The organism is Streptomyces sp. NPDC033165, assembly GCF_055577965.1.
The window spans coordinates 40,640-64,583 of sequence record NZ_JBVIPK010000020.1; the positions used below are offsets into that span (position 1 = coordinate 40,640).

Below are 23,944 nucleotides of genomic sequence, written 5' to 3' on the forward strand. Positions count from 1 at the left end.
ACCCTGCCGTACCAGGCTCGGGAGACCCGGCCGTACCGGACTCCGGGAGCCCCGCCCTACCGGCACCATCCTGCTCCCCACCAGGTGATCGGGAAACCCGTACACCGCTCTGACTGTCATCACGGTTCTCGATAACGTGGGGCCATGGACGCCTCGTACGACCCCGCTCAGCTGCGTACCTTCCTCGCCGTCGCCCAGACGCTGAGCTTCACCCAGGCCGCCCGCAGGCTCGGGGTCCGCCAGTCCACGGTGAGCCAGCACGTACGGCGGCTGGAGGAGGCGGCGGGGCGGCAGCTGTTCGCGCGCGACACCCACCGGGTCGATCTGACCGAGGACGGGGAGGCGATGCTCGGCTTCGCCCGGACGATCCTCGCGGCGCACGAACGGGCCGCCGCGTTCTTCGCGGGCACCCGGCTGCGCGGGCGGCTGCGCTTCGGGGCCTCCGAGGACTTCGTGCTGACCCGGCTCCCGGAGATCCTGGAGGCCTTCCGCCGCGACCACCCGGAGGTCGAGCTCCAGCTCACGGTGGAGCTGTCGGGGACCCTGCACCGGCAGCTCGCGGCGGGCCGCCTGGATCTCGTCCTGGCCAAGCGCCGCACCGACGACACGCACGGCGAGCTGGTGTGGCGGGACGCCCTGGACTGGATCGGCGCGCCGAGCCTGCGGCTCGATCCGGAGCGCCCCGTGCCGCTGGTCGTCTTCCCGCCGCCGGGGATCACCCGGGCCCGCGCCCTGGAGGTGCTGGAGGAGCACGGGCGGGCCTGGCGGATCGCCGTCACGAGTACGAGCCTGAGCGGTCTTGTGGCGGCGGCGCGGGCGGGCCTGGGGGTGATGGCGCACTCCCGGGGGCTGATTCCGCCTGGTCTGGTGCCGGTTCCGGCCAGGGCGGGGCTCCCCGAGCTGGGCGGTGTCGACTTCGTGCTGCTGCACGGGAACCGCGGGGGTCCGGCGCAGGAGGCGGCCGACGCGCTGGCGGCGGCGATCCTGGCGGGCGGGGATCGGCTGCACCGAGGGGGCGGCGGTCACGACGCCTCGTAGCGGGACGCCCGCACGGCCGTGACCGCGGCGGGCGGATTCGGTGGAGATTCCGGTGCGAGCCGCTCACTCGTCCGGCAGAACCAGGCACTGTGTACGCCCGACCCTTGCCCATCTGGCCGGATTTCAACGGTTGACGGGACGGATGCACCGGTGCACGGAGCGTGTCGGAACCCCTCCCGCCCGGCCCCTGCTTGGGGTAGCGTCGCGGCGCTGTGCGGAGCGCCACGAGGAGCAGGTCATTGCGTGAATTCACTGTCCCACCCATGGCAGCCGCGCCCCAGGTCGGCGGTCTGGCCGATGTGGTCTTCGAGCACGCCGAGGACGATCCGCGGCGGGTCGCGCTCGGCCGCAAGGACGCGGGCGGACAGTGGCGGGATGTGACCTCGGAGGTATTCCGCGACGAGGTGCTGGCCCTGGCGAGGGGGCTGATCGCGCACGGCGTGCGCTTCGGCGACCGGGTCGCGCTGATGTCCCGTACGCGCTACGAGTGGACCCTCCTCGACTTCGCACTCTGGACCGTCGGGGCCCAGTCGGTGCCGATCTATCCGACGTCCTCGGCCGAGCAGGTCCTGTGGATGCTGCACGACGCCGAGGCCGTGGCGGTGATGGTCGAGCACGAGGACCACGCGATGACCGTCGGCTCGGTGATCGACCGGCTGCCGCGTCTGAAGCGGCTGTGGCAGCTGGACGCCGGGGCGGTGGACGAACTGGTCGCGGCGGGCGCGCAGGTCGACGACGAGGTGGTCCACCGGCACCGGCGCGCGGTGACTCCCGAGTCCGTGGCGACCGTCATCTACACCTCCGGGACGACCGGCCGCCCCAAGGGGTGCGTGATCACCCATGCGAGCTTCATGTTCGAGAGCGACACGATGGTCGGCCGCTGGGAGCCGGTGTTCCACTCCAAGCCGGGTGACGAGGCGGCCACGCTGCTCTTCCTGCCGCTGGCCCATGTCTTCGGCCGGATGGTGGAGATCGCGGCGGTCCGGGGCCGGGTCAAACTCGGCCATCAGCCGGAGTTGTCGGCGAACGCGCTGATGCCGGACCTGATGGCGTTCCGGCCCACCTTCATCCTGGCGGTGCCGTACATCTTCGAGAAGGTCTTCGACGGGGCGCGGCGCAAGGCGGAGGCGGAGGGCCGGGCAGGCCCGTTCGACAAGGCCGTCGAGGTCGCGGTGAAGTACGCCGAGGCACTGGAGCAGAAGGCGTTCGGGGACGGCCCCGGGCCCTCGGCGGGGCTGCGGGTGCAGCACCAGTTCTTCGACAAGGTCGTCTACAAGAGGGTCCGCGATGCGATGGGCGGCCGGGTGCGGCACGCGATGTCGGGCGGCTCGGGCATGGACCGCCGGCTCGGTCTGTTCTTCGCGGGCGCCGGGGTGAGCGTCTTCGAGGGGTACGGGCTGACCGAGTCGACCGCGGCGGCGACCGCGAACCCGCCCGAACGCACCCGGTACGGCACGGTCGGGCAGCCCATTCCCGGGACCTCGGTGCACATCGCCGAGGACGGCGAGGTCTGGCTGCACGGGGCGAACGTGTTCTCCGGCTATCTGGGCAACCCCGAGGCCACCCGGGCCGTGCTGCGCGACGGCTGGCTGGCCACCGGTGACCTCGGCGCGCTGGACGAGGACGGCTATCTGACGATCACCGGGCGGAAGAAGGAGATCCTGGTGACGTCCGGGGGCAAGAGCGTCTCCCCGGCCGGTCTGGAGGAGCGCGTACGGGCGCATCCGCTGGTCGCCCAGTGCATCGTCGTCGGCAACGACCGCCCGTACATCGCGGCGCTGGTCACCGTCGACCAGGAGTCCGTGGACCACTGGCTGTCCATGCAGGGCCGCGCCCCGCTCGCCCCCGCCGACCTGGTGCGCGACCCGGACCTGGAGATGGAGATCCGCCGGGCGGTGGTGGCGGCCAACACGGCGGTGTCGCAGGCGGAGTCGATCCGTACGTTCCGGATACTGGCCCACCGGTTCACCGAGGACCACGGGCTGCTGACGCCCTCGCTGAAGCTGAAACGCAAGGCGATCGAGGCGGCGTACGCGGCGGAGGTGGACGCGCTCTACCACTGATGCGGCGCGGCCGGGTGCGGGAATGTCTGTGCCCGCCCGGACGTTGTCGTGGGAAGTACCAACCGACGACGTTAGGATCGATCGCTCGTGAGCCAGGTCCCCTCCATCACCCTCAACAACGGCCTCGACATGCCGCAGCTCGGTTTCGGCGTCTGGCAGGTGCCGGACGACGAGGCGGAGAAGGCCGTGGCCACAGCCCTCAGGGCCGGGTACCGAAGCATCGACACCGCCGCGATCTACGAGAACGAGACAGGCACCGGCAAGGCGGTCGCCGCCTCCGGCATCGCCCGTGACGAGCTGTTCATCACCACCAAGCTGTGGAACTCCGAGCAGGGGTACGACAGCACGCTGCGCGCTTTCGACGCCTCGCTGGACAAGCTCGGCCTGGACTACGTCGACCTGTATCTGATCCACTGGCCGGTCCCGGCGAAGGACGCGTACACCGACACGTACAAGGCGTTCGAGAAGATCTACGCCGACGGCCGCGCCAAGGCCATCGGCGTGTCGAACTTCCGCCCCGAGCATCTGAAGCGACTGCTCGCGGAGACCTCCGTGGTTCCCGTCCTCAACCAGATCGAGCTGCACCCGCAGCTCCAGCAGGCCGAGTCCCGCGCCTTCCACGCCGAGCACGGCATCGCCACCGAGGCGTGGTCGCCGCTGGGCCAGGGCAAGGGCCTGCTGGAGGTGCCGACGGTCGTCGCCATCGCCCAGAAGCACGGCCGCACCCCCGCCCAGGCGGTGCTGCGCTGGCACCTCCAGACCGGCAACATCGTGATCCCGAAGTCCGTGACCCCGTCGCGGATCGAGGAGAACCTCGATGTGTTCGGCTTCGAGCTGGACGCCGATGACCTCGCCGCGTTCGCCGCGCTGGACGAGGGCAAGCGGCTCGGCCCGGACCCGGCGGAGTTCAACGTCGGCGCCTGAGCGCCGAAGCCCCCGGCGCCCCCACCGTGATATCGGTGGGGGCGCCGTCGTCGGTCAGGTCGGTGTCCCAGCCGAAGCGCACAACGCAACCGGAGAGATACGGAACATGAGCAGCGAACCCGCGCCCGTCGTCCAGGCAGGCCCCTACCGTCTGCGCAACGTCGGCAGCGAACTGGTGCTGGAGGTCTACGGCGGGGCCAAGGGCAGCGGCGCCCGGGTCCAGCAGGGCAAGGACGACGGGACGGACGCGCAGGTGTGGCAGCTGTCCCCCGTCCACGAGGGCGCCGCCCTCTTCCACCTGGTCAACGCCCACAGCGGGAAGCGGCTGGACGTGGCGAACGCCGCCACGGAGAACGGCACCCGTGTCCAGCAGTGGAAGGCCAACAACTTCGGCGCTCAGGAGTGGCTGATCGAGCAGCACGCGGAGGCCCCGGGGACGGTGACGCTGGTGAGCTTCATCAGCGGCCTCGTCATGGAGGTGGCGGACCGCTCGACGGAGGAAGGGGGGACGGTGCAGCAGTGGGAGGACACCGACTCCCCGTTCCAGTGGTGGCGGTTGGAGCCGGTGGCCTGAGGTCTGTCGTTCGGATCAGGCCGGACCCCGCGAGTCCGGCGTGATCCGAACGGCCGGCCCCAGGGAGGTCTCTCAGAGTACGGTCCAGACGCCGGTAGAGCATCAAGATCCCGTTCGTCTGCTCCACGATCCACCGCTTGGCCTGCGGGACAAAGCCCTTGTCGGCCGGTTGCGCTCGACGATCTCTACGTCGATACCGTGGGTCTTGCCGCGGTCGACGACGGTCTTCTTGAACCCCTGGTCGACCAGGGCCTTCTTGGCCGTGTCCAACTGGGCGGCCACGCCGTCCAGCAGGGCGGTGCCGGCGGCGCTGTCGTGCGCGGATGCCGGCAGCACGACGGCCTCGGCGACGAGACCCATGACGGTGCTGGCGCACGAGGGCGAGGCCGTCACCTGGCGCGGCGGGCCGCCCACGACAGGGTAAGGAGTACGACGGCGATCACCCCGGTGGCCCACAGTGGCCGGTCCACCACCAGCGGCGCCGCCACGGTTACCGCAGCGGCAGCCGGATAGCGCAGCGAAGACAGCGGGGCGGAGACGAGAGCCCCGGCAGCGGGCACCACGCACATGCCCCACAGGGCCAGCAGGGCGACGGCCACGGCTACCGCGAGGGGCACGGCCGCATGACCGCCCGCCCCCGGAGCGTCCGCGCGGTCCGCCAGGAAGCGTGTTCCCGAGCCCGCGGCGCACAGGGCCCCGAGGAACACGTAGTGCCCGTACGTCCACCGCCTCCTCCACCGCTGCGCCACCAGTTGGGCGTGCGGCATGCCGCAGTAGAGCCACACCAGGCAGACGATGACGCCCACGGACAGCACGGCCACGGACAGCAGTGCGCTCCGCCTCTCGACGTCCTCCAGGCTCAGTTGCACGGCCCAGATCGTCGCGGCGACCGTCTGGGCGGCCACGGTGAGGGCGAAGCGGAGGTGCCTACCCGCGAAGTGGGCGGGGTTGACCGGTGGCGCACCGCGGCGTTCGGCCCACAGCGGCGCGGTGATCTCGCCCGCGGCCAGCAGCGGGAAGGTGAGCAGCTGCCACGGGTCGGGCAGCGCGAGCCGTGCCGCCCAGCCCACCTGGAGCAGCAGCAGAGCGGTGGCGAATCGCAGACACGTCACGCGCCGCTGCGGGTCTCCTCTGGCGGCGCGGTACCACTGCGCGACGAGCGGGACGCGCATCACGGCGTAGCCGATGGTGATGACGGCGAAGTCGCCCTCGGCGAAGGCCTGGGGTACGCCGGCGGCGAGCACGCAGGCTCCGACGATCTGGAGCGCGGTCACGCCCCAGGTCAGGCCGTCGTCGGTGTCGTACGCGGAGGAGAACCTGCTGTAGGAGAGCCAGGCCCACCAGATCGCGAAGAACACCATCGCGAACCCGAGGACGGCTTTCCCCGCCCCGGCAGCCGTGTCGGCGTCGGCCAGCGACTGCGCCAACTGAACGGCTGCGAAGCCGGAGGCCACGGAGAACGCCAGGTCGAACAGCAGCTCCAGCGCGGTCTGGCTGCGGGGTTCGGCCGGGTCCCGCGGCCGCATCCGCCGGTGCAGGGGCGGTCCCACTCCGTGGTTGCCCGGTGGCACCGGGCCGGTGTCCCGGGGTTTCCCGCTCAGGTCAGCCGGCGGCGGCGTCATGGCGGCGCGCTTGGACGGCGTGGGTCGTGACGGCGAGTGCGAGCAGGCAGACGGTCGCGGCTGCGGCGAGGGCCAGGGGGTTCAGGATGTCGGTGAGTTGGGCCAGGACGCCGAGCAGGACCAGGATCGCGATGACCACCAGCCGGGAGTGGGCGATGAGGCCCGTACGGGCGTGGATGTAGAGCAGGTTTCCGACGAGGTAGAGCGCGGGGCCGCCGATCACGCACCAGATCACCTCCGGTTCGAGGTGTCCGGTGGAGTGCATGGTGACCTGTTCGATGGACACGGCCACCACGATCGCTCCCGCGATCATCACCGCGTGGGCGTAGGCGAAGCCCGAGCGGGCGATGGCCGTCTGCAGTGCTCCCTCGGGGTCTGCTTCCCGCTCCCGTTCGATGCGGAAGCCGAAGTAGTTCCACCACAGCAGGACCAGACCGGTGAAGCCGATCACGGTCGCCGCGACGACCGGTCCCGTCAACTCGACCTCGTCCAGGGTGAAACCCATGATCAGGACGGATTCGCCGAGCGCGATGATGAAGACGAGCCGGTTGCGCTCGGCGAGATGTTCGCGGTGCAGCGGCCAGGTGTGCATGGGCGCGGAGCCGAAACGGGGAACGAAGAAGTCGGCCAACGGCGCCCCGTAGTCGATCACTACGGCGACCAGCCACCACCACAGACGGTGTTCCTCAGGCGCGAACGCCCCCGCGATCCAGAACACCCCCGCGCAGGCGGTCCAGCACAGCATCCTGGCGTAGTTCCCGCCGAGCACCTGGCCGCGGCAGGCCACCACCATGAATGTCGTACGCAGCAGTTGCAGGCTCACGTAGCACACGGCGAACAGCATGGCGTCCGCCCCGAAGGCCCCGGGCAGTGCCACGGCCATGCCCAGACCCAGCAGCATCAGTACCGCCGTCAGGAGCCGGACCGCTACGTTGTCCGGGTTGAGCCAGTTCATCGCCCACGCCGTGTAGTTCCAGCCCCACCAGACGGCGAGGAACAGCACTGCGGCCCGTGCCACTCCCTCGCCCGTGAGGTGCGTGAGCAGGAAGTGCGACAGCTGAATGATGGCGAAGACGTAGACGAGGTCGAAGAACAGCTCGATCGCTCCCACTTCCGGAGCACCGTCCTTCGCCCGTTCCCGGAGCAACTGATGCTGGGTGCGCTGTACGGTCATGGTCGGTCCATGAGGGAGAGCGCCATCAGCGGTGCGGTCGCGCGGGTTCGGCCTCGCATCTGGGCTCGGTGCGCTGTCATGCCTGACCGGTGTCGAACCGGCTGATCCGGTCCTCCGAGACCGTGAAGGCCCAGCGCGTGCGCATGCTGCCCCAGGTGGAATTGGTGTAGGTGGCGACCAGGGTGCGGCCGTCGGCCGAGACCGATTCCACGTCCATGCGCCCGTCGGCAGAGAAGATCTCCTTCTCTGCCCAGGAGTTCAGGTCACGCTGGGTGCCGTCGTCGGACATGGTGGCATCAGGGGTGAGAGCGGCGAAGAAGGCGTCGCGGTCGCCGGCGTTCACAGCGGCGACGAACGCGGCCACCGCGGGATCGCTGAGCTGAGCAGGCATGGCGTATCTCCTCGGAACACGGGATGAGAGGCACGGTCTGTTCGGACGGGGCAAGGCCTCGCTGGTGCTGGGGCACCGCGGTGCCCCAGCACCAGCGAAGGGGTGGTCAGCGGGTGGTGTAGCCGCCGTTGAGGAAGAAGGTCTGACCGTTGGCCCACCAGCCGTCGGTAAGCAGGAGACGCACCCAGGGGACCATGTCTTCGATCTTGGTCAGGTCACCGTTCATGGCCGAGGACTTGTGGTAAGCGACGGAGTCGTCGTCCTCGGCCGGGTAGAAGAACCCGGTGTCCATCGGCCCCGGGGCGATGTTGTTCACGGAGATGTTCCGGCCGAACAGCTCCTTCGACAGCGCCCGGGTGAAGTGTTCGACGGGGGCCTTGCTGCCGGCGTACGTGGAGTACAGGCCGGTGTAGGCGGCCAGCAGCGAGGTGACGATCGTGACGATCTTCCCGCCGTCCTCCATCCTGCGCGCGGCCTCGCGCATCACGAAGAACGCGGCCTTGGAGTTGACCGCGAACATCTGGTCGTACTCCTCCTCCGTGATCTCGGTGAGCGGCTTCTTCAGCACCATGCCGGCGGTGTTGACGCTGTAGTCCAACTCTCCCGAACCGGTTCACGACCGCGTCGAAGACCCGCTCCACCTCAGAGACCCGCGTCAGATCGGCCTGGACCGCGAACGCCTCGCCGGGACCGGCGTTGATCTGCGCGACCACGTCGTCAGCCTTGGCCCGGGAGGAGTCGCTGTGGCAATGCACCGCCACCCGTGCGCCCTCGGCGCCCAGAGTCGTACTGATCAGTCCGCCGAGATTGCGTGACGCACCCCCTACGAAGGCGACCTTGCCGTCGATCGACTTGTCCGGGGTGCTGGCCATGACAGTCTCCTTGCATGTACGTGGGAAGGATCACCACCACGCGGGCACCGGCCCGTAGACGGCCGGGCGGGTGTCTGCACTCCGTCCACACAAGCACGGCCCATGCGCCTGAGCATCTTTATGCGATCCGACCGTGGCATGGGAGCCGACCGTTCGCCGCCGCGGCGCTCCCACGATCACCGCCCCGTGCCGCGCGGTACCCGACAGATGCGCCCCCGCCGACGAACCGTCCGGGCCCGACCTGCCGGACCACCCGGCCTACCAGCAGATCCTCGCCGCCTTCGCCGATGCCGCGACACCGCTGCGGGCCCGCGATCTCTGTCAGGCCCTCGACCCGCCCATCGTCCCGAAGAACACCGAAGGCATCCGGTCCAAGCTCAAACGCCTGGTCACCCGGGGAATCCTCACCGAACCCGAACCCGAACCCGGCCTGTCCGCCCAGCCCGGCACCTGATCCCCATCACGCTCCGGTGACCAGCAGCCCTCACTCAAACCCACCCTCGAAACGGACAAATACCCACGTACCACACTCTCAGGCCTCGCGCCGCCCCAGGTGCACCGTGCGGGCGGTCAGCAGGAACACGTCGGGCCGGTGGTGGAGGCCCTGCGGGTCATCGGGGTCCAGCAGCCTTTCCAGTACGGCGCTGTCCTCGGCCGTGAGCAGTTCCCCGAACACCTCGCGCTCGCGGGCCATGCTCGCGACGGCATGGTCGCGGGCGGCGCGGGAGAGCGGGGCGGGCAGGTCGAGCAGGAAGCTGCGGGTGCCCTGCGGGGTGAGTCCGACGGCGGCGAGCAGCGCACTCCAGTCCTCCGTCTCCCTTTTCGTGTCAGGGAGTTCGGCGCGCATCCGGTCGAATCGCTCGGCGGCCGCCGCCTCCATCCGGGCCTCCAGAGCGGGCCGCCCGATGCCGATGTCGCGGGGCAGCCGCCGGGTGGGGAGCCCGCCCTCGACGAGCGCGACGGTCCCGCCGGGCCGCAGGAGCCCGGCGAAGGAGGCGAGGGCGGCGCGCTGGTCTCCCATGTGGTGCAGGGAGTTGCCCGCCCAGACCAGGTCGGCCTGCCCCAACCGGTGCACCTCGCGAGGCAGTTCGGCCTCCTTCGTGCGGAAGCGGTCGATCACGCCGAGGCGCTGGGCCCGGTTCCTCGCGCGCTCCAGGAGCGCGGGCGTCGCGTCGACGGCGACGACTTCCGCCTCGGGGAAGACGTCCGCCAGCAGGCAGGAGACGACTCCGGGGCCGCTGCCGATGTCCAGCACCCGGCGGACCTCCGGCGCGGTGGGCAGGGTGGCGATCCAGCGGGCCGCTTCCTCGTACTGCGTGCTGCTGAGTTCGGCGTCCTGCTCCAGCAGCGGGCCCATGACGTCCCAGTCGATGTCCGTGCCCGGATCAGCCCCGGACCCGGACCCGTGCGCGGAGGTGTGGGCGCGGGCATGGGCGTGGGAATGATGGTGGACAGCCGTGGCGGTGGGCGCGGGCGCTTCGTGGTGGCCGTGACCGGCGTTGCTGGGCATGGGACCAGGCTCCCCAACGTGCCTTCAGTCGGCGAATTCTGTTGCCGGTTCAGCAAATCACCCCCATTGCCCCCGCGCGGGACGCCTGGACCTCCACGACCCGGCCGAGTTGTTCGCGACGGTGCTCGACGGCAACGACACGGCGGCGACGGACGGGGACAAGCGCGTCCTGGGGCGGGAGCCGAGGATTCGGTCGGCGCCTGGCGAGCCGCTGACGCCGGGCCCGTACGCCCGTCGGCCGACGCGACGGAGTACGGGCCGAGGACACCGACTGAACGGTAGGCGGAGCACGCATATTGCCGCGCCGCCCATGGGCCCATAACTTGCCATTATGGAGCTGGAGTTGCGCCATCTGCGAACGGTCCGTGCCATAGCCGACACAGGCAGCCTCACCAAGGCCGCCGCTACCCTCGGGCTGGCCCAGCCCGCCCTCAGCGCCCAGCTGCGGCGGATCGAGAAGGCCCTGGGAGGCGCGCTCTTCGAGCGCGACCACACCGGTGCCCGTGCCACCCCGCTCGGCGAACTGGTGCTGGAACGGGCCCGGGTGGTGCTGCCCGCGGTGAGCGAACTCCAGGCGGAGGCCGTACGGTTCGCCAACGCCACGGGGGCGCTGGACCGGTTCCGGCTGGGCGGCACGCACGGCCCGCTGCTCGGCGGTCTGGTGGACCGGATGGCCGCCGCTCACCCGGCGACCCCCGTGTCGACGTACACCTCGTGGTCGGTGGCCGAGATCGCTTCGCTGGTGATCGACGGGCGGCTGGACTTCGCACTCATCGGGACGTGCGGCGAGAGCCCGCCGCCGCTGGCCGAGCGGCTCGCCTGGGAGGTCGTCGGGGTGGACCCGGTCTTCGTGATGCTGCCGGAGGACCATGCCCTGGCCGGACAGAGCGAACTGGAGCTGGCCGCACTGGCGGACGAGTGCTGGGCGGACGTACCGGGCGACGGCTGTTTCGCGGACTGTTTCGCCACGGCCTGCGCGCGGGCGGGCTTCACCCCGGTGTCGGTGTACGAGACGGACACCGCGTCCGTCGTCCACCTGGTCCAGGTGGGGCGGGCGATCGGGCTGTGCCGGGCGACGTTCCCGCCTGCTCCCGGGCTGGTCACCAGACCGCTGGCCGGCGCGCCGCTCAGCTGGCGCCATCTGGTGGGTTGGCACCCGCACTCCTCCGCCGCGGACGCCGCGGCGGCGACGGTGACCGGGGCGACCCGGTCGGCGTACGCGGAGGCGGTGTCGCGGAGCCCGAGCTACGCCCGGTGGCTCACGACGCACCCGCGGTTCGGCACGGTGGCCTGAGGCGGGGCCGGAGGGGGCTCCCTCGCCGGGCCGGGGTGCACCCGGCGCCCCCGACCGTCAGCTCACCCGGCCCGTACGGCGCATGGAGTTCATACGGCCAAGGCCGCTCATGCGACTCATGCGGCTCATTCAGCTCCGTGGGACGGCGCGGCGGCCGACACCCTGGCGGCGAGCGCGAAGTCCTTCTCGGTGACCGCGCCGCCCGCATCATGGGTGTGGACGGAGAGCGCCACCGTGTTGTAGCCCAGCGTCAGATCGGAGTGGTGGTTCAGCTCCTCCTGAATCTGCGCGATGTGGACGGTCAGCGCGGCGGCGGCGAAGTGGGAGGGCAGCCGGAAGGTCCGGGTCAGCAGGTCCCCTTCCAGCGCCCAGCCGGGCAGGCCCTCCAGGCGGCGTTCGATCTCGGTCGGCGACAGCGGTTCGGCGGTCATGGAACGGCTCCCGGGTGTCTCGGTGGACCGGCGGCAGGACGTACGCCCCGGCGGACCGGGGCCGACCAATACGACCCCGGCACGCCGGTGACGTTACGGTCTCGGCATGACGACTGTCGTGCCCGACACGGGAGTGGGGCCACTGCTGCGGGGCTGGCGGGAGCAGCGGCGCCTCAGCCAGCTGGAGCTGGCGCTGCGCGCGGACTCCTCGGCCCGCCACATCTCGTTCATCGAGACGGGCCGCTCCCGGCCCAGCGAGGAAATGGTCCTGCGGCTGGCCGAGCAGCTGGACGTCCCGGTCCGCGAACGCAACGCCCTTCTGGTGGTGGCCGGTTACGCACCCCGCTTTACGCGGACACCGCTCGACGACCCCGCGATGGCGTCCTTGCGCGAGAGCCTGGAGCGGCTGCTGACCGCGTACGAGCCCTATCCCGCGCTCGTCGTGGACGGCACATACGGGGTGGTTGCCGCCAACCGGGGGATCGCTCTGCTGCTGGAGGGGGTGTCCGAGCGGCTGCTGACCCCACCGGTCAACGCGATGCGGCTGACTCTCCACCCGGAGGGGCTCGCTTCGCGCATCGTGAATCTCCCTGAGTGGCGGGCGGACCTGCTGGCGCAGATGGACCGGCAGATCGCCCTCGCCCGCTCGTCCGAGCTGCGTGCGCTGTACGACGAGGTGGCCGCCTACCCGGTGCCTTCGCGGACCGGCCGGACCGACCTGGCCGACCCGCCCGCCGGGGGCGCGCGAGCGGAGGGAGCGGACGGCCCGGGGAGGGGCCGGCCGCCCGTGTTCGCGCTGCCGTTGCTGCTCGAACACGGGGGCCGGGTCCTGTCGTTCTTGTCGTCGATCGCGACGTTCAACACCCCGATGGACGTGACGGTGGCCGAGCTGGCCATCGAGACGTTTCTCCCCGCCGACCGGGAGACCGCCGCCCATCTGCGCGCCCACGTGGCGTGCTGACCCGTCCGGGTTCACACCGGCCGCGGGCCCCGTCGCCGAGCGGATCGCGTCAGACGCGGGCCCCGTTGTCGTGCGGATCGCGGCGGCCGGTGCCACCGCGCCCGCGCGCAGGCCCCTTGTTCCTCCCCTTCATCTGCCCCTTTCCCGGTACGGGCGGCGGCGCCTTGGCGGTCCGCTCCAGTACGAGAGCCCCTGGTACGGCGGCGAAGACCGAGGACCAGGTGCCTACGCAGATGCCGATAAGCAGGGCGAGCGCGAAGTCGGCGAGCGAGTCGCCGCCCAGGACCGCGAGGGCGGCCAGGATGAACAGGGCGCCCATCCCGGTGTTCACCGTACGGGGGACGGTCTGGAGGACGGCCCGGCGGGCGACCGTGGCCACGGGTGACCTCCGGTCGGCCGCCCACAGCTCCCGTACCCGGTCGAACACCACCACCGAGTCGTTGACCGAGTAGCCGATCACGGTGAGCAGGGCCGCCAGGAAGACGCCGTCGACCGGCCGCCCCAGCCAGGCGAAGGCGCCCACCACGAGGATCACGTCGTGCGCCATGGCCCCGACCGTGGCCATGGCGAACGTCCAGCGGAACCGGGCCGCCAGATAGGCCAGTTGAACGAGTACCGCGACCCCCAGCGCGATCAGCGCGTTGCGCCGCAGTTCGTCGCCGAGGCTCGGGCCGATGAGCTCGTCCCGTACCTTCGTGGTCTCGCCGCCCTCCGCCGCGAGGGCGGCCCGCAGCGCCTCCTCTGCGTCGTTGTCGAGCTTTCCGGCGCGTACGGAGAGGTCGCTTTCGCCCGCGGTGGTGACCTCTGCGTCGCCGAAGCCCGCCCCGGCGATCGCGTCGCGGGCCGTCTCCACGTCGACCGGGCGGCTGGTGGAGTACTCGACCAGCCGGCCACCGGTGAACTCGACGCCCAGATCGACTCCGCGCACCACGATTCCGGCCACCGCGACGGCGACCAGGGCCGCCGCGACGACGAGCCAGCGGACCGGCTTGCGGAAGAGCTGCGGGTCCTTGCGGGCCAGCCAGGCCCGTACGCTGCCGGGGCGGGCGATTCCGTTGACGCCCCGGTAGTCGCTGACGAAGCGGGAGTTCGCGGCGATCTCGGTGAGCGCGCGGGCGATGACCAGCGCCGAGAACATCGAGGCGACGACCCCGATGGCGAGGGTGACCCCGAAGCCCCTGACCGGCCCGGAGCCCAGGAAGAACAACAGCGCGGCGGCGATGAGGGTGGTGGCGTTGGAGTCGGCGACCGCGCTCCACGCCTTGCGGAACCCGGTGGTCAGGGCGGAGCGCAGGGAACGCTTCGGCTGCGCGGCGCACTCCTCTCTGGCCCGCTCGAAGACCAGCACGTTCGCGTCGACCGCCATCCCGATCGCCAGGACGAATCCGGCGAGCCCGGGGAGGGTGAGCGTGACGCCGAGAGCGACGAGGGCGGCGTAGGAGATCACCCCGTAGGCGCCCAGCGCCACGGCCGCGAGGGCGCCGAAGAGCCGGTAGACGAGGGTGACGAAGAGCGCGGTGGCGGCCGCTCCGATGAGGGCGGCCTGCGCACTCGCCTCGATGGCCGCCGCGCCGAGCGTCGGGCCGAAGGTCCGCTGTTCGACGATCTCCACGGGTACGGGCAGGGCGCCGCCCTTGATGAGCAGCGCCAGGTCACGCGCCTCGTCCGCGCTGAACGAGCCGGTGATCTGAGTGGCGCCGGACGGCAGACCGGCCCGGCAGCCGAGCGAGGGGTCGACCTGCGGTGAGGAGATGACCTTCTCGTCGAGGACGATGGCGACCCTCCGCCGCTCGTCCCCGGCCGGGTGGCAGGCGGCCTCTCCGGTCAGCCGGGTCCAGTCCCGCCCCGCGTCCTCGCGGAATTCGAGCGAAACACTCCAGCCCGCGCCGCGCTGAGCGTCGAACGAGGCGGTGGCGTCCTCGACACCGGCACCGGAGAGCCGGGCGGGACCGAGGGCGAGCGGGCGGCCCTGCTCGTCGGGAAGCGCCAGCCGTTCGGGGTCCGGGGCGGCGTCGGGGCCGGGGGTGGCATCGGGGTCCGGGCCCCCTTCCTCGGGGCCCTCCACGGCGTGGAAGGTGAGCTGGGCCGTCCGGCCGAGCACCTCGGCGGCCTGGCGCGGGTCCTGGACATCGGGCAGCTCGACGATGATCCGGTCCTCGCCGGAACGGGTCAGGGTCGGTTCGGCGACACCCAGCGCGTCGATGCGCTGCCGCAGGACCTCCAGGGTGCGGTCGGTGGTCTCCCGGTCCGCCTCGACGGTGGCGGTGTCCCGGGCCTGGAGCACCATACGGGTGCCGCCTTGGAGGTCGAGGCCGAGTCTGGGCGACATGGTCAGGGTGATGAAGACGGAGACGAGCAGAACGGCGGCAGCCAGAACCGCCCGCACCGTGGTGGCGCGAGTCATGGAAATCCTCCGGTGGGGCGCCGGGCGCCCTCACCTCAGTGAGGAAGCGGCGCCGGATCGGCAGAGCAGGACGGATGACCGGTCGTGGAACCGGTGGTCCTGCCCGGAGGTCCCCGTACACCGGGAAGCTCGCCCGGGCGGGTGCGGGGCGCACCGAAGGAGGCCGCGGCGACCTGCCGCAGGCCGTCGCGGGGCACGGCAGGCCCTGGCTGACAGGGCGGCAGGGCGTCGTACGGGGGCGGGGGCGCGTGGCTGAGGAGATAGGCCCGGCCGCTGCCCGCGCGGGGGGTCTGTGCCGGGTCGGCGGCGGCGCGGGAGTGCTCGTGTCCCGCCTCGGACACGGCGAGCTCACCGCTGGCACCGGCGTAGTACGGGACGGCGCCGGACACGGCCTGGGCCGGAGCAGCCGTGATGGTGGTCGTGGTCGTACGCTCGGTGCCCTGGCTGAGGTGCGGTCCTGCGCCAGGGGGTTGCGGGGCGGGGGCGCCGGCCACGGCGGTACCCACTGTGGCAGTTCCGGCCGTGGAGGCTCCGCCCGTCGTAACGGCTGGCACGGGGGCGGCACCGTTCGCGGTGGACGCGCCGGCGACCACCGCGAGCACCCCGAGGAGCAGCGCCGCCAGCGCGCACCGGGCGCGGGTCACCGGGCCGGGCCGTCTCGGCGGGGACGCGCTTCTCCGGGGCGGCTCCGGGTGCCGGGTCACCGTGCCCGGCCGGGGTGCTCGGGCGGGGCCGAGCGGTGGCGGAGCACGGAGCCGAGGATCTGCCCGGCACCGCGGACGACGGTGGTCGACGGGTCGTCGGCCAGGCGCACGCGTACGCCGAGACGGTGCGCGAGGCGGTCGGTGACATCGGGGCGCAGCGCTCCGCCGCCCGCGAGCACGGGGCCCCTGCGCAGGGCGCCACGGATGACGAGGACCAGGCCGCGACCGGGCGCCCAGGCCCGGGTGCGGGAGCTGCCGAGGTCCAGGGCCAGTCCCCGGGTGGCGGGGTGCCTGCCGATAGGGCCACGGTGCTCGTGGGGCTCATGGTGCGGCCGGAGCCCTCCGCGTACACGCACGGCGCCGAACGCCCCGGTACCGCTCCCGTCACAGAGCGGCCCGGGACCCTCTCCCCGTGCGCCGGCGCCCGGACGGTACGACGACCCGTGCCCCTCGCGCGGGGACTCGGATGCGGTCGCGGCCGGTCCGGCTCCGCGGACGGCGCGAGGCCCGCGGCCCTCGCCGCCGCCCCCTGCCGACGGGGGGACGGAGCGACCCGGTCGCTGCCCGTCGTACACCGAACGCATCGTCCCTCACCCCTGGTCGGCCACCTCAGCCTCCCACGCCTCCATCGGCCCGCTGACAGCGAGGCACGACCGAGCCCTCACTATGCAATACCGGGTACTGGAACGCCACTTCCTCACCGTTTCGCCGGCACGCCTGAGCAGGCATCCTCAGTCGGCGACCAGCTCCGGGGGGGAGGGCCGACGTCAGGCGCCCTCCCGGACCAGGGCGTGGCCGCCGCCGTCCACCAGCTCGGCTCCCAAGGTCGTACGGCTGTGCCGTACGGAGGCCCCTCGTCGTTCCGTGGCGACGAGACCCGCCGCGCGCAGGGCGGCGGCGTGGCGGCTGGCGGCCGTAGTGGAGATACGCAGGCGCTCCGCGAGGGTGGTGGTGCTGTGTCCGGTGGCGAGGGAGCGCAGCACCGCGGCTCGCGTGGCGCCGAGCAGTTCGTCGAGGGCGGGTCCCCCCGGGATGCGGGTGGGTGACTCCGGGATCCACAGCGGCCCGCGCGCCACGGGGTAGACCAGCACCGGCGGCAGCTCGTGGAGGGCGAGAGTGATGGGGTGGTCGTGGCAGAAGAAACTGGGAATGATCGTCAAGCCGCGTCCCTCCAGATGGAGTTCACGCTCGATGGAGTAGTCGACTTCGAGGACGGGCGGTCTCCAGCGGGACGTGGGGCCGAGATTGGCCAGAAGTCTCTCGCTGCCGTGATCGAGTACGTCGCGTGCCCGGTGCCGGCGGTCTCGGCCGACACAGGCCGCTGAGGCGGCTGTGTGCGGAGCCACCGCGAGGTCGTAGTAGCGGTGCAGCCCCGTGCCGAGGCGGCGCAGGGCATGCGTTCTGCCCGCGGCGATCTCGTCGAGCCAGGTGGACGGCCGGGACCGGCCGGCGGCGAGTCGGGCGATGTCGGCGCGCAGCCGGTCACGGCCGGTGGAGAGCACCCGGTCGATGCCCGCTCCCGCCCCGGTTTCGGCTTCCGGTCCGGCCGTGGGTGTGAGGAAGTCCGGGAAGTAGGAGGTGCGCGGTGCCAGGGCGGTGAGCATCCGGGCCTCGGACACCAGGCCCGCGGCGGTCAGCGCGCTGCGGGTGCGTCGGCACCATGGGGCGAAGAAGGGTTTCGGGCGGCTCAGTTGGTGCAGGCTCAGAACGGTTTCCCACAGGGCGTCCGGCTGGTGCGCCAAGCGGATCCGTCCGAGGTCCTGGGCAGTGAAGTGGATGCGAAGCACATCTCCCCCGATGCGATGCCGCTGCTGTTGGCACGGTGTTCGGCGGCCGATCGGCACTCAACGCGGCTCGCCGGGTCCAGATGCTAGGTGTCGGAGTTCGCCCCGAGTAGCACAGGAATCAGCCTGCTGCCCGGGGATTGCGGCATTCCGGGACAGCTTCCGCTCGCCGCCGCGCGGCGGGCAACGTAATCCACGCCCATCGCCCGGCGCTGCGCCCGGGGCGCACGACCAGAACTTCCGAGTTCCACGACAGCAGTACGACAGCAGCGCGGCAGCGAAGACAGTTCCCCGACACGTTCCATGTCCAGAAGGGACACGATTCCTGTGCGTACGAGAACCAAGCTGGCGGTCGCTCTTTCCGCGAGCGCCCTGGCCGTCTTCGGACTGGCCGGTCCGACCTCCGCCTCGACCGCGCTCGACAGCACGATCGCCACCCAGGCGGAACAGGCCGGTCTCAGCCGGGGCGAGGTCGCCGATCTGCAGAAGCAGATCGACAAACAGATGGCCATCACCCCGGGCGGCGAGCAGATCGGCGTCAACCAGGTGTCCTGGCGTGACGGCAAGGCGATCATGACGTTCCCGCTGCCGGGCGAGAAGCAGGCCCGGGCCGTAGGCGAGTCCGTGGGGACGCTCGGTACGGCGAACTGCAGCTACCTCTGGACGTGTCTCTACGAACACGGCAACTTCGACGGCCGTCGGCTGACCTGGTCGGACTGCGCGTTCCACGACCTCTCCACCTGGGGTTTCAACGACAAGACGTCTTCCTGGCACAACAACCAGTCCGGGGGCGCCGTGACCAGGGTGTACAACTGGACCGGCTCGTGGACCCAGCTCTGGGCCTCCTCCGCCCCGTCGCAGAGCTCCTACGTCGGTAGCTACAACAACGACAAGGCCGACGGCATCCAGGTCTGCTGACTTCCACCCCGGGCCTCCTGCGAGACCGGCCCGGTCGCCCCCTACACCGTGCCCGGCGCGTCCGGCACCGCGGCCTCCCCAGGGAACAGCGCGTCCGCCCGGTCGGCCCCCGCGAGACCCTCGGCGTGGACCGGCACCTGGGGGCCCGAGACCTCGTGCAGCCAGCGCGCCAGCACCCGGTGCACCGCTTCCGCTCCCACCAGCCCGCCGCCCGGCGGGGCGGGGTGCCCCTCGGCGGTCTCGGCGGCGACGATGTCGAGGGGGTCGGTCATGCCGCGCGGCCAGAGCAGGAACGGCCGGGACTGCTCGCCGCCGAGGCCGCCGTGCGAACCGATCTGTTCCTCGAAGGCGTGCACGGTGCCCGTGGCGGGGTCGTACATGGAGTTGACCATGACGTCCGCGACATGCGGGAAGGTGTCCGTGCGGCGTACGGCGGCGGCCGCGCCGGTTTCGAAGTCCGCCAACGGTCCCTCACCGTCCCGCAGTTCGGCGACCGGGACCTCGGCACAGCCCGGTCCGAGCACCACGGAGCCGTGCTCCTCGCTGCGGACGAGGAGGAAGCCGATCCCCGGGTGGTTGGCGAGCGTGGAGAGCAGCGCCGGGTGGCGGCGGTCGATCTGTTCGCGGGAGGCGCGGCCCTCGATGTCGGGGAAGGAGAGCAGACCGAGGTTGCCGGAGGCCAGCACGATCGGGTCGGAGTGTCTGGCCGGGTGCTCCGCCTCCGGTTCCAGCTCCTCGGGCGGGCGGTGCAGGGCGATCCGTACCGCGTCGCGCGCCTCGGAGGCGCTGTGCGTACCGCGGGCGCGGCGCGGCACGGGCAGTCCGCAGCCCGCCCGGACGAGGTCCTTGAGCGTGAGTCCGTACTTCCCGGCGAAGGTCTCGCCGGGGCTCTGGCCGTGGTCGGAGAGGAGCACGATCCGGTAGGTGCGCGGGGTGTGGTCGGCGATCTTGGCGATCAGCGCGAGGGACCGGTCGAGGCGTTCGAGGACCTTCTCCGCGTCGCGGCTGTGCGGTCCGGAGTGGTGGGCGACCTCGTCGTACGCGACGAGGTCGGCGTAGACGGCCGTGCGTCCGGCGAACATGTCGCCGACCACGGCGGCGACGACCACATCGCGCTCCACGACGGTGGCGAAGGCGCGGATGAAGGGATAGAGGCCGCCGCGCTTGACCCGTGGGGTGACCTTCCGGGCGCGGGCCCGGGTCGACTGGCCGATCTCACGGACGACCTCGGCGACGAAGGAGAGGGCGGTACGGGTGGCGTTGGCCGGGTCGGAGAAGTAGGCAAAGTATCCGGCGCGGGAGCGGCGGCCCTTGCCGCGGCGGGCGGCCATCGAGAGCACCAGGGCGAGCTGTCCGGCGCCGCCGCTGAAGAGGTTGCCCCGGCTCGCGCCGTCGACGGTCAGCAGGCCGCCGTCGCGGGTGTGCACGATGGCGCGGCGCTGCATTTCGAGGGCGCTCGCGGGGCGGCTGGAGACCATGACCGTTCGGGTCTCCTTCTCGTACCAGCGGAAGGCGGGCACGTCGTGGTTGCTGCCGTGCAGGATGGCGAGCTGGCTGGCGCCGGTCTGGCTGGACCAGTCGGTGCGCCAGGGGGTGAGTCGGTGTCCGGCGGAGTCGGCGAGCCAGTGGGCGACCGTCGGCATGAGCCCGTCGGCGGCGGCCTTGACCAGGACGTCGTGGCCGACGCCGTCGAGCTGGAGGAAGACGGTGCCGGGCGGGCCGTCGCGGCCGGGGCCGGCCGGGGAGGGGCGGCCGCGTCGGCGGCGGCGGTCGGCGAGGCGGGAGAGCCGGCGGCGGTAGGCCTCGTCGTCGCGGACGGCGAGGGCGGTGGAGGTGGCGGAGGCGACGGCGGACATGACGGCGGCGACGACGACCGCGGTCTCCGGGGCGGCGTCCCCGCGCCCGTCCGGGATCAGGCGCAGCGCGACCAGCAGCAGCGAACCGTTGAGGAAGAAGACCAGCGCGCCGAGGACGAGCGCGGGCACGATGAGCAGGGACCGTACGAGAACGGGCCAGACCAGGGCGGAGAGCAGGCCGAACGCGCCCGCGCCCCAGGCGGCGGTGAACGCGGTCCTGGTGATGGTGTCGCCGTCGTCGGACTGGAGCCGGAAGTCGGGCAGGATTCCGGCGAGCGCGAGCATGGTGAGGGTGGACACCGCCCAGACCACGGTGACCCGCATCAGGGCTCTGCCCGCCGTACGCCACTTCCCGTCACCCACGCCGGTCCACCTCGTGCCCTCTCAGCCGCGGGCCCGGCCGTCAAGGGCCCGTTCTCCAGCTTTTCACAGCGCCGCCCCCGGTCGGCGGCTTCCGGTCGGCGGCGCAACCGCACGGGGGGCGCATAGGCTCGTACGGGCAGCGCCCCCCGCACGGGCGGCGCGGGCCGGACCGGGACACGGGGTCACGGGGATCGAGCAAGGAGGCGGACGTGCCGGTGGAGGTCACCTGGTGGGGTCATGCCACCTGCACGATCGAGGACTCGGGGGTGCGGGTGCTGACCGACCCCCTGTTCGTACGGCGCTTCGCGCATCTGCGCCGCCGCCGGGGCGAGGTGCCGCCGCCGCAGGCCGCGGTCGCCGAGGTGGTGCTGGTCTCGCATCTGCACTCCGACCACCTCCATCTGCCCTCGCTGGCCCGGGTGGCTCCCGGCACCCGGCTGATCGTGCCGGGCGGCGCGGTGGCGGCCGTGCCGGGTCTGCGGGTGCTGCGGCGGGCGCGGCGGCTCCATGTGACCGAAGTGCGGGCCGGCGAGGAGGTGCGGGTCGGCGAGGTGCGGGTGCGGGCGGTTCCGGCGGCGCACGACGGGCGGCGGCTGCCGGTCGGCCCGCGCCGGGTGCCCGCGCTGGGCTACGTCGTCGAGGGCGAGGCGCGGACGTACTTCGCGGGGGACACCGGGCTGTTCGACGGGATGGCGGAGGCGGTGGGCGCGGTGGACGTGGCGCTGCTGCCGGTGGGCGGCTGGGGCCCCTACCTCGGGCAGGGCCATCTCGACCCGGCCAAGGCCGCCGAGGCGCTGACCCGGCTGGGGCCGCGGTCGGCGGTGCCGGTGCACTACGGCACGTACTGGCCGATCGGCCTGGACGGGGTGCGGCCGCACGAGTTCCACGCCCCGGGCGAGGAGTTCGTCCGGCACGCGGCGAAGCGGGCGCCGGAGGTGACGGTGCACCTGCTGGGGCACGGTGAACGGGTGCGGCCGGAGGCCGGCCGGTGATCGACGAGATCCAGACAGTGGCGCGGGAGCTGCCGCCGGAGTCGACACAGCAGGCGGTCGGCTACCCGACGCTGTTCCTCCTGGTGGCACTGGGGTCCTTGGTGCCGGTGGTGCCGACGGGGGCGCTGGTGAGTTCGGCGGCTGTGGTGGCGCTCCACCAGACGTCCCCGTTCGCGCTGCTCTTCGTGTTCGTGGTGGCCTCGGCGGCGGCGTTCCTGGGGGACATCTGCCTGTACTGGCTGGGGCAGCGCGGGGTGCGGTCGAAGAACGGTTCGCGGTGGCTGGAGGCGATCACGCGGCGGGCCGCGCCGGAGCGGCTGGCCCAGGCCCAGGCGAAGCTGGACGAGCGGGGCGGGACGGTGCTGGTCCTGTCCCGGCTGATGCCGGCCGGCCGGATTCCGGTGATGCTGGCGTGCCTGCTGGGCCGGATGCCGCTGCGGCGGTTCGCCCGGGGCGATGTTCCGGCGTGTCTGGCCTGGGCGGCGACGTACCAGCTGATCGGCATCCTGGGCGGTTCGCTGTTTCCCGAGCCGTGGCAGGGGGTGGTGGCGGCGGTGGCCCTGACGCTGCTGATCAGCGGTGCTCCGGCGGTATGGCGCAGGCTGCGGGCGCGGCGCGGCGACGGGGCGGGGGGCGCGGCGGCCTGAGCGGGGAGGGTGCTCGGTCAGCGCAGTGCGCCGAGGGCCGTCGCGAAGGCGCTCAGTGCCCGCGCCACATGCGGAAGTTCCAGGGGCGCCGCTGAGGTGAGGGACTCCACCTGCTGCCGGGGGGTGGCTCCCAGCAGGGGGCCGGTGCCCAGCCGTACGCGCAGGGCGCCCAGTTCGTCGCCGAAGCGGTGGCCGCCCGGGGTCGGCGCGCCGAGGCGTTCGGTCAGGTACTCCTCCAGCTCCATGGAGTCGGTGACGCCGAGGTCGGCCAGCCGGGAGCGCAGGGGGCCCAGGTCGGCGTAGAGGTGGCGGCCCGCCTGCGGGGGGCGGGCGAGCGCGCCGGAGGCGAGGACCGCGCGGTGGGCGGCTGCGGCGACCTCGGCCTGGAGGGCGGCGGCCCGCGCGATCCGTTCCCGTACGCACTCCGGCTCGCCGAGGGCGTGGGCGGCCGCGTGTGCGAGCGGTCCGGCGACGAGGGCGCCGACCGCGGTGAGGATGTCGAGGGTACGGGCGTGGCGCACGGCGGCCTTCGCGGTGTCCGGGAAACGGGCGACGGCGACCGGCCAGGCGGCGGGCGTGAGGGCCCCGGACAGGTCGGTGAGCACGGTGACGTCGTCGGGGCACATCTCGGCGGGGCTGAGCAGGACGGTGTCGCGGGGCCGGTGCACGGTGTCGCGCCAGGTCTCGTCGCTGATGATGTGCAGCCCCTCACCGACGGCGGCCTCGCAGGCCTCGCGGACCAGCTCGGGCGGGGCGACGGTGGCAGTGGGGTCGTCGACGACGGACAGGAGCAGCAGCTTGGGCCTGCCGCCCTCGGCGCGTACCCGGCGGACGGTCTCCAGCAGGGCGTACGGATCAGGGACGCCGCCGCACTCGGCGGGGGTCGGCACGTGGTAGGCGGGCTGCCCGAGCAGCCGGGCCTGGGGCGTCCAGGTGGCCGGGCAGGGGCGGGGCATGAGGACGTCACCGCCGTGTGCGCCGATCAGGGCCAGGAGCAGCGGCTGGGCTCCGGGGGCGGCGGCGATGCCGCCGACCGTCCCGTGCAGCCCTCGCCGGTCCCAGTAGCCCCGGGCCGCCTCCCGCAGCGCCGTCCCGCCGCCGGGAGGCTCGGCGCGGGTCCACGTGGAGGCGGCGGCGAGGTGGGCGGCCAGTTCGGGAAGCACGGGCAGCCCGGGCTCGGGCGCGGGCGGCCCGTACCGGACGGGGCCGTGGTCCTCGTGCGGGGGCCGGGACCGCCCCCGGGCATCGCCGGGCGCGCCGGGCGTGCGTTCCCCGTGCGGGGGGCGGGGGGTGTCCCCGGGGCCGCCGGTGTCCTCGGTGCCGTTCATCCGTATCCGCCCCTCCTCCGCCGCTCGCCCGTCACTCGCCGCTCGCCCGTCACCCGCCTGCCACTCGCCGCGCGCGTCCGCTGCCCGTCGCGCG

21 protein-coding genes and 2 pseudogenes are annotated in these 23,944 nt (G+C 72.6%); 10 read left to right on the top strand and 13 right to left on the bottom strand.

The features are described from left to right. Window positions 1–144: 144 nt before the first annotated feature. The 4 genes from ACZ5WC_RS31040 to ACZ5WC_RS31055 all read left to right on the top strand — a co-directional run bounded on the left by ACZ5WC_RS31040 (window position 145) and on the right by ACZ5WC_RS31055 (window position 4,599). Entirely contained in the window at window positions 145–1,038 is an 894-nt protein-coding gene (locus tag ACZ5WC_RS31040) for a LysR family transcriptional regulator (RefSeq protein ID WP_468543935.1), read from the top strand. Window positions 1,039–1,301: 263 nt separating this feature from the next. Further along, window positions 1,302–3,101: an AMP-dependent synthetase/ligase gene (locus ACZ5WC_RS31045; RefSeq protein ID WP_468543936.1), complete on the top strand. Its 1,800-nt coding sequence runs from the start codon at window positions 1,302–1,304 to the stop codon at window positions 3,099–3,101. A gap of 87 nt (window positions 3,102–3,188) precedes the next feature. Next, the gene (locus ACZ5WC_RS31050) at window positions 3,189–4,025 is read left to right on the top strand and encodes an aldo/keto reductase (RefSeq protein WP_468543937.1); all 837 of its coding nucleotides are present in this window, start codon (window positions 3,189–3,191) and stop codon (window positions 4,023–4,025) included. A 106-nt stretch (window positions 4,026–4,131) separates the two neighbouring features. After that, window positions 4,132–4,599 (top strand): RICIN domain-containing protein, encoded by a 468-nt coding sequence (locus tag ACZ5WC_RS31055; RefSeq protein WP_468543938.1) that lies wholly within the window; start codon window positions 4,132–4,134, stop codon window positions 4,597–4,599. Between the two features lie 102 nt (window positions 4,600–4,701). Here ACZ5WC_RS31055 and ACZ5WC_RS31060 read toward each other — a convergent pair whose 3' ends face one another. The 5 genes and pseudogenes from ACZ5WC_RS31060 to ACZ5WC_RS31080 all read right to left on the bottom strand — a co-directional run bounded on the left by ACZ5WC_RS31060 (window position 4,702) and on the right by ACZ5WC_RS31080 (window position 8,658). Next, on the bottom strand, window positions 4,702–4,992 hold the full coding sequence (locus ACZ5WC_RS31060) for a hypothetical protein (protein ID WP_468543939.1): 291 nt from the start codon (window positions 4,990–4,992) through the stop codon (window positions 4,702–4,704). After that, entirely contained in the window at window positions 4,989–6,221 is a 1,233-nt protein-coding gene (locus ACZ5WC_RS31065) for a low temperature requirement protein A (protein WP_468543940.1), read from the bottom strand. Before ACZ5WC_RS31065 ends, ACZ5WC_RS31060 begins: the two co-directional genes overlap by 4 nt. Beyond that, a complete protein-coding gene (locus tag ACZ5WC_RS31070; protein ID WP_468543941.1) occupies window positions 6,202–7,395 on the bottom strand; it encodes a low temperature requirement protein A in 1,194 nt (397 codons plus the stop codon). Before ACZ5WC_RS31070 ends, ACZ5WC_RS31065 begins: the two co-directional genes overlap by 20 nt. A gap of 76 nt (window positions 7,396–7,471) precedes the next feature. Then, window positions 7,472–7,786 (bottom strand): nuclear transport factor 2 family protein, encoded by a 315-nt coding sequence (locus ACZ5WC_RS31075; protein ID WP_468543942.1) that lies wholly within the window; start codon window positions 7,784–7,786, stop codon window positions 7,472–7,474. 106 nt (window positions 7,787–7,892) lie between these two features. Further along, window positions 7,893–8,658: pseudogene (locus ACZ5WC_RS31080) on the bottom strand (SDR family oxidoreductase). Window positions 8,659–8,791: 133 nt separating this feature from the next. Between ACZ5WC_RS31080 and ACZ5WC_RS31085 the strand changes: the two are divergent. After that, complete coding sequence (locus ACZ5WC_RS31085; RefSeq protein ID WP_468543943.1) at window positions 8,792–9,112, top strand: hypothetical protein; 321 nt, start codon at window positions 8,792–8,794, stop codon at window positions 9,110–9,112. A gap of 78 nt (window positions 9,113–9,190) precedes the next feature. Here the strand turns inward: ACZ5WC_RS31085 and ACZ5WC_RS31090 are convergent, their stop codons facing one another. Continuing rightward, a complete protein-coding gene (locus ACZ5WC_RS31090) occupies window positions 9,191–10,168 on the bottom strand; it encodes a class I SAM-dependent methyltransferase (RefSeq protein WP_468543944.1) in 978 nt (325 codons plus the stop codon). A 331-nt stretch (window positions 10,169–10,499) separates the two neighbouring features. On the opposite strand from ACZ5WC_RS31090, the gene ACZ5WC_RS31095 reads away from it, so the two are divergent. Beyond that, entirely contained in the window at window positions 10,500–11,462 is a 963-nt protein-coding gene (locus ACZ5WC_RS31095) for a LysR family transcriptional regulator (protein WP_468543945.1), read from the top strand. A gap of 125 nt (window positions 11,463–11,587) precedes the next feature. Here the strand turns inward: ACZ5WC_RS31095 and ACZ5WC_RS31100 are convergent, their stop codons facing one another. Continuing rightward, window positions 11,588–11,893, bottom strand: coding sequence for a 4a-hydroxytetrahydrobiopterin dehydratase (locus tag ACZ5WC_RS31100; protein ID WP_468543946.1), 306 nt, complete (start codon window positions 11,891–11,893; stop codon window positions 11,588–11,590). Between the two features lie 106 nt (window positions 11,894–11,999). On the opposite strand from ACZ5WC_RS31100, the gene ACZ5WC_RS31105 reads away from it, so the two are divergent. Beyond that, the gene (locus ACZ5WC_RS31105) at window positions 12,000–12,854 is read left to right on the top strand and encodes a helix-turn-helix domain-containing protein (protein ID WP_468543947.1); all 855 of its coding nucleotides are present in this window, start codon (window positions 12,000–12,002) and stop codon (window positions 12,852–12,854) included. Window positions 12,855–12,903: 49 nt separating this feature from the next. Here ACZ5WC_RS31105 and secD read toward each other — a convergent pair whose 3' ends face one another. The 4 genes and pseudogenes from secD to ACZ5WC_RS31125 form a co-directional block, all read right to left on the bottom strand. Next, on the bottom strand, window positions 12,904–15,258 hold the full coding sequence (gene secD / locus ACZ5WC_RS31110) for a protein translocase subunit SecD (RefSeq protein ID WP_468543948.1): 2,355 nt from the start codon (window positions 15,256–15,258) through the stop codon (window positions 12,904–12,906). A gap of 35 nt (window positions 15,259–15,293) precedes the next feature. Next, complete coding sequence (locus ACZ5WC_RS31115) at window positions 15,294–15,902, bottom strand: hypothetical protein (protein ID WP_468543949.1); 609 nt, start codon at window positions 15,900–15,902, stop codon at window positions 15,294–15,296. A gap of 56 nt (window positions 15,903–15,958) precedes the next feature. Next, window positions 15,959–16,168: pseudogene (locus tag ACZ5WC_RS31120) on the bottom strand (rod shape-determining protein); the annotation flags it as partial. Window positions 16,169–16,729: 561 nt separating this feature from the next. Then, window positions 16,730–17,704 carry an ArsR/SmtB family transcription factor gene (locus ACZ5WC_RS31125; protein ID WP_468543950.1) on the bottom strand — a complete coding sequence of 325 codons (975 nt, stop codon included), beginning with the start codon at window positions 17,702–17,704 and terminating at the stop codon, window positions 16,730–16,732. Between the two features lie 369 nt (window positions 17,705–18,073). Here ACZ5WC_RS31125 and ACZ5WC_RS31130 point away from each other — a divergent pair, with 369 nt between their 5' ends. Continuing rightward, window positions 18,074–18,664: a peptidase inhibitor family I36 protein gene (locus ACZ5WC_RS31130; RefSeq protein ID WP_468543951.1), complete on the top strand. Its 591-nt coding sequence runs from the start codon at window positions 18,074–18,076 to the stop codon at window positions 18,662–18,664. Between the two features lie 41 nt (window positions 18,665–18,705). On the opposite strand, the gene ACZ5WC_RS31135 is transcribed toward ACZ5WC_RS31130, so the two are convergent. After that, complete coding sequence (locus tag ACZ5WC_RS31135; RefSeq protein WP_468543952.1) at window positions 18,706–20,883, bottom strand: phage holin family protein; 2,178 nt, start codon at window positions 20,881–20,883, stop codon at window positions 18,706–18,708. A 209-nt stretch (window positions 20,884–21,092) separates the two neighbouring features. On the opposite strand from ACZ5WC_RS31135, the gene ACZ5WC_RS31140 reads away from it, so the two are divergent. Beyond that, on the top strand, window positions 21,093–21,875 hold the full coding sequence (locus tag ACZ5WC_RS31140) for an MBL fold metallo-hydrolase (protein WP_468543953.1): 783 nt from the start codon (window positions 21,093–21,095) through the stop codon (window positions 21,873–21,875). Further along, window positions 21,872–22,522 (top strand): DedA family protein, encoded by a 651-nt coding sequence (locus ACZ5WC_RS31145; RefSeq protein WP_468543954.1) that lies wholly within the window; start codon window positions 21,872–21,874, stop codon window positions 22,520–22,522. The genes ACZ5WC_RS31140 and ACZ5WC_RS31145 overlap by 4 nt, the downstream gene beginning before the upstream one ends. 17 nt (window positions 22,523–22,539) lie before the next feature. Here ACZ5WC_RS31145 and ACZ5WC_RS31150 read toward each other — a convergent pair whose 3' ends face one another. Next, window positions 22,540–23,850 carry an aminotransferase class I/II-fold pyridoxal phosphate-dependent enzyme gene (locus tag ACZ5WC_RS31150; protein WP_468543955.1) on the bottom strand — a complete coding sequence of 437 codons (1,311 nt, stop codon included), beginning with the start codon at window positions 23,848–23,850 and terminating at the stop codon, window positions 22,540–22,542. Between the last annotated feature and the right edge of the window lie 94 nt (window positions 23,851–23,944).